We start from the raw sequence: 4,142 nt of genomic DNA, 5'->3' as shown, positions 1-4,142 counted from the left end.
AAAGCGCAAGCGCCTTGGTCAGCCCCGACAAGCGCTGGAGCTGGACAATTCTCGAAGTTAAATTTCTTTCTTATTCTATAAAAAACAGGTCCTTATTGGAGCAGTTCTTGTGGCAACACAACAGTTGTTACGAGAACCGCTCAACAAAAAGTTCACAAAATTAAAATTGACTTTACAAAAGTAACGAAATATACTTAAAAGTGTAATAAACCTAAAACGTTTTCGGAAAACGTTCAAAAATGAGATACGCATGTCTATATTTTTTTAGAGATGACCGAAAACGTTTTCAGAAACCGCTGTCATTTCTGACTGCAAGAAGTAAACATATCGAACAGAGAACGTTTTATTTTTTTCACCTATACTAAAACGTTTTCGAAGGAGGTTTTGTTGGGTAATGATGAATTATGATTTAGGAAAAGGAAAATATGCAAACTGGGTTGTTTCAGATGTTTCCTTTTCTGCTGACACCCTGGGAAAGACAGAATCCATTATGTATCTTGGGAATGGATACATGGGCTTGAGGTCTGTGGCTGAGGAGCCCTACCTTGAGGAGACAAGAAACCTATTTGTAGCAGGAACGTTTAATAAGTTTGATAGGAATGAAGTAACAGAATTGCCAAATATCGCGGATATTACACGCGTTAATATCACGATTGACGGTGAGCGTTTCAGCTTGGAATTTGGCTCCGTAAAAAATTATGTAAAACAACTAAACTTAAAAACTGCCGAACTGATAAGAAGCTTCGAATGGAAGTCACCTAAAGGAAAAGAGTTGCGTTTTAACTTCCGAAGATTTGTATCACTCGATAATCTTCACTTGATCGGGATGAAAATGGAAGTAGAGTCGCTTACACATCCTGTTTCCATTGGATTTGATTCAGGCATCGACTCACAAATGACAAATTCGGGTGTCCAGCACTTCCATGAAGGCGACAAGAGAATATTTGATAAGAAATTCATCCAGCTGGTGCAAACCACAACTGAATCAAAAGTAGATGTTGTGCTGAACACTGCCCATGAACTTTCTGTAAATGGCATTAAAGTAGATGTTGAGCCAATAATGGGAATGGATCGCCGGAAAGTTTGGCTTCAATACAGCCTGGATTTGCAGCCCGGTGACACTCTGGCCATGGAGAAACTGACAACCATCCATACCAGTCGCGATAAAGAATATGCCGCACAAGAATATCAACTAGAGTTATTGCGTGAAAAGTCGATGGAAAATCTTCGCACAGCTTCTTTAAAAGGATATGAAAATGTATATAAGGAGCATGTTGCTGCTTGGGATGCAAAAGTTTGGAACAAGTACAACTTTACGGTGAACAGTGAGGATCCATTTGATGCATTGGCTTTAAGGTTTGCCATTTATCATTTAACTGTCATGACACCGGCCCATGATGAGCGAATGGGCATCGGGGCAAAAGCTTTAAGCGGTGAGGGCTATAAAGGACATTCATTCTGGGATACAGAAGTGTTCATCATTCCATTCTTTATCTACTCTAATCCAGAAGTGGCAAAATCACTGCTGAAATACCGCTACCACGGCCTTGTAGGGGCTAGGAAAAAAGCAGCAGAGAACGGGTATGAAGGAACTATGTATCCATGGGAAGCGGCCTGGCCGACAGATGGCGAAGTAACGCCGATCTGGGGAGCTGTGGATATCGTGACAGGTAAGCAGACCAAAATCTGGTCAGGATTTATTGAACAGCATATTACGGCGGATATTGCCTTTGCTGTTTGGCAATATTATAAAATCACGAATGACCAGGAGTTCATGAATCTATACGGCTATGAAATCATTTTTGATACTGCTAGTTTCTGGGCAAGCCGACTGGAGTGGAACGAGCAGAAGCAAGAGTACCAGATCAATAACGTCGTTGGACCGGATGAATATAAAGAGCATGTGGACAACAATGCATTTACGAATCATATGGCTCATTTCAATATCAGCCTTGCGATGAAATATTATGAAGAATTGAAAGGAAAAAATCCGGAAATTCTCGAAGGTCTTGAATCCAAGCTTAAATTGACAGATTCGTATAAATCATGGGAAGAAAAGCTCGAAAAGATTTATCTGCCACAGCCACGAAAGGAAGATATGGTGATCCCACAGGATGATACGTACCTGAACAAAAGGGTAATCGATCTTGAAAAATATAAGAACCAGTCAAAAGTAGGAACACTTTTCAATGATTATAATCTTGAGCAGGTGAATGAAATCCAGGTTTCCAAGCAGGCAGACATCATGATCCTGTTTCTGATACTTGAAAATAGATTCAGCCCTGAAGTGAAACAGGCAAACTTTGATTACTATGAGCCAAAAACGCTGCATGATTCATCGCTTAGCCTTTCCACACATGCCATTCTTGCAAATGACCTTGGCAGAGAAGAATTGGCATACTCCTTGTTCAGGAGAGCAACAGAAATTGATTTAGGTCCTGCAATGAATTCATCTGACCATGGAGTCCACGCCGCATCACTTGGGGGCATTTGGCAATCTGTAGTTCTAGGATTTGGCGGAGTAAGAATGGTGGATGGAAAGCTGAGAATCAATCCAAGATTGCCAAAGCACTGGAAGGACTTAAGTTTTACCATCAATTGGCAGGGAAGTAAGCTACAACTGCACATGGATCATTCTACATTGACGATAACTACAGAAAAAGAAGTCTCTCTAATTATTGAAGTGTTTGGACAGAAGTATGAAGTAACTGGTGAAACAAAAATAAATTATAAAAAACAAAATGTGGAGGTTTAAAAGCATGAAAAAAATAGCGGCATTTGCACTAGCAACATCCTTGATGGTTGGACTTTCAGCTTGTAGTTCTTCGTCCGAAAAGACTGATAATGCTAAAGGTGGAAATGAAATTACCCTTGCAGTATGGGGTTCTTCTCCAGCTGAGACAAAGGCGCTCGAAGCAACAATTGACAGCTTTGAAAAAGCTTCAGGAAAAAATGTGAAAGTGGAAGTGATCCAGGATAATTTCCAGGATGCCCTAACTGCACGTTTTGCAGCGAAAAATGCTCCGGATGTTTTTTATATGGAAGCATACGCTGCACCTAAGTTCATCAAAAGTGGTGTCCTCGCAGACATTTCAAATGAAGCAAAAAACCAGGAAGATTTCTATGAGCCCCTGATTGATTCCTTCAAAGGGGAAGATGGAAAGCTATACGCTTTACCGAAAGACTATTCTACTTTATCACTTTATGTGAATACTGACCTACTAACAAAAGCAGGCTTCAATGTTGAAGATATCCCTTCTGACTGGAAAGGACTTCTCGAATTTTCTGAGAAAGTACAGGCAAAATTGGATAAAGGCCAGGCTGCAATGGTATTCGATAATACAATGGCACGCCACCTTAGTGCTATGATTGCAAGTGGCTTGAATCCGGTAACAGAAGATGGAAAAGCAGATTTCACTTCTAGCCCCGAAGCAATTTCATATCTTGAATCTCTTGTGGAAGGACAGGATAAAGGTTATCTTGCAAACCCAAAAACGGATCTTGGTGTTGACTGGGCAGGGGCAGCGTTTGGCGTGAATAAAGCTGTCTTCATGATTGAAGGAAACTGGGTATTGAGCGCCTTGAAAACAGATTACAGTGACGTAAAATATCAAGTTTTTCCAGCCCCTAAGGTTAATGGGAAAGAGCAAACAATGACCTTCACTGTTGGTTATGCAATTGCCAAAGATTCAGAGAATAAAGAAACAGCAGTTGAATTCATTAACTATATGACTGGTGATGGCCTAAAACAATGGAGCGAAGGTTCTGGAACTCTTCCTTCACGCATCTCTACATCTGAAGAAATGAAGGTTAATGAAGACCCAGTTCTGAAAGCGCATGTTGAAGGTGCAGAGTATGGAACCGTTTGGTCTTCAGGTGTGAACCTGCCAGTTATTTCACAGGCATTCGATAACCAGTTCATGGCTGCACTGAATGGCGATAAGTCAGTTGAGCAGGCGATGAAAGATGCGGAACAAGAAGCAAATGATGAAATCGCACGCCAGGAATAAAAAAGATATCGTTTTTAGCAGAAAAGTTTAAACTGTACTAAGCAGAGGGCTTTAGTGCCCTCTTTCTTTTATAGAATAAGAAAGTATAATCCACTTCGAGAATTGTCTAGCTCCAGTGCCTAGCCCCTCGAG

At 40.8% G+C, this 4,142-nt stretch carries 2 protein-coding genes; both read left to right on the top strand.

Annotated features, from left to right (window positions below; translation table 11 throughout):
- Nucleotides 1–394 precede the first annotated feature (394 nt).
- Nucleotides 395–2,755, top strand: coding sequence for a glycoside hydrolase family 65 protein (locus UB32_RS10570; RefSeq protein ID WP_044393612.1), 2,361 nt, complete (start codon nucleotides 395–397; stop codon nucleotides 2,753–2,755).
- A gap of 4 nt (nucleotides 2,756–2,759) precedes the next feature.
- Complete coding sequence (locus UB32_RS10565; RefSeq protein ID WP_052807011.1) at nucleotides 2,760–4,010, top strand: ABC transporter substrate-binding protein; 1,251 nt, start codon at nucleotides 2,760–2,762, stop codon at nucleotides 4,008–4,010.
- Nucleotides 4,011–4,142 lie beyond the last annotated feature (132 nt).

Source organism: Mesobacillus subterraneus (assembly GCF_000934845.1).
Taxonomy (GTDB): Bacteria; Bacillota; Bacilli; order Bacillales; family Cytobacillaceae; genus Mesobacillus; species Mesobacillus stamsii.
This window is presented reverse-complemented; position numbering and strand designations above follow the sequence as displayed.

Bases quoted from the DNA above. Each gene is read 5' to 3' on its own strand.
- UB32_RS10565 (WP_052807011.1), top strand. From the start codon at position 2,760: ATGAAAAAAATAGCGGCATTTGCACTAGCAACATCCTTGATGGTTGGA.
- UB32_RS10570 (WP_044393612.1), top strand. From the start codon at position 395: ATGATGAATTATGATTTAGGAAAAGGAAAATATGCAAACTGGGTTGTT.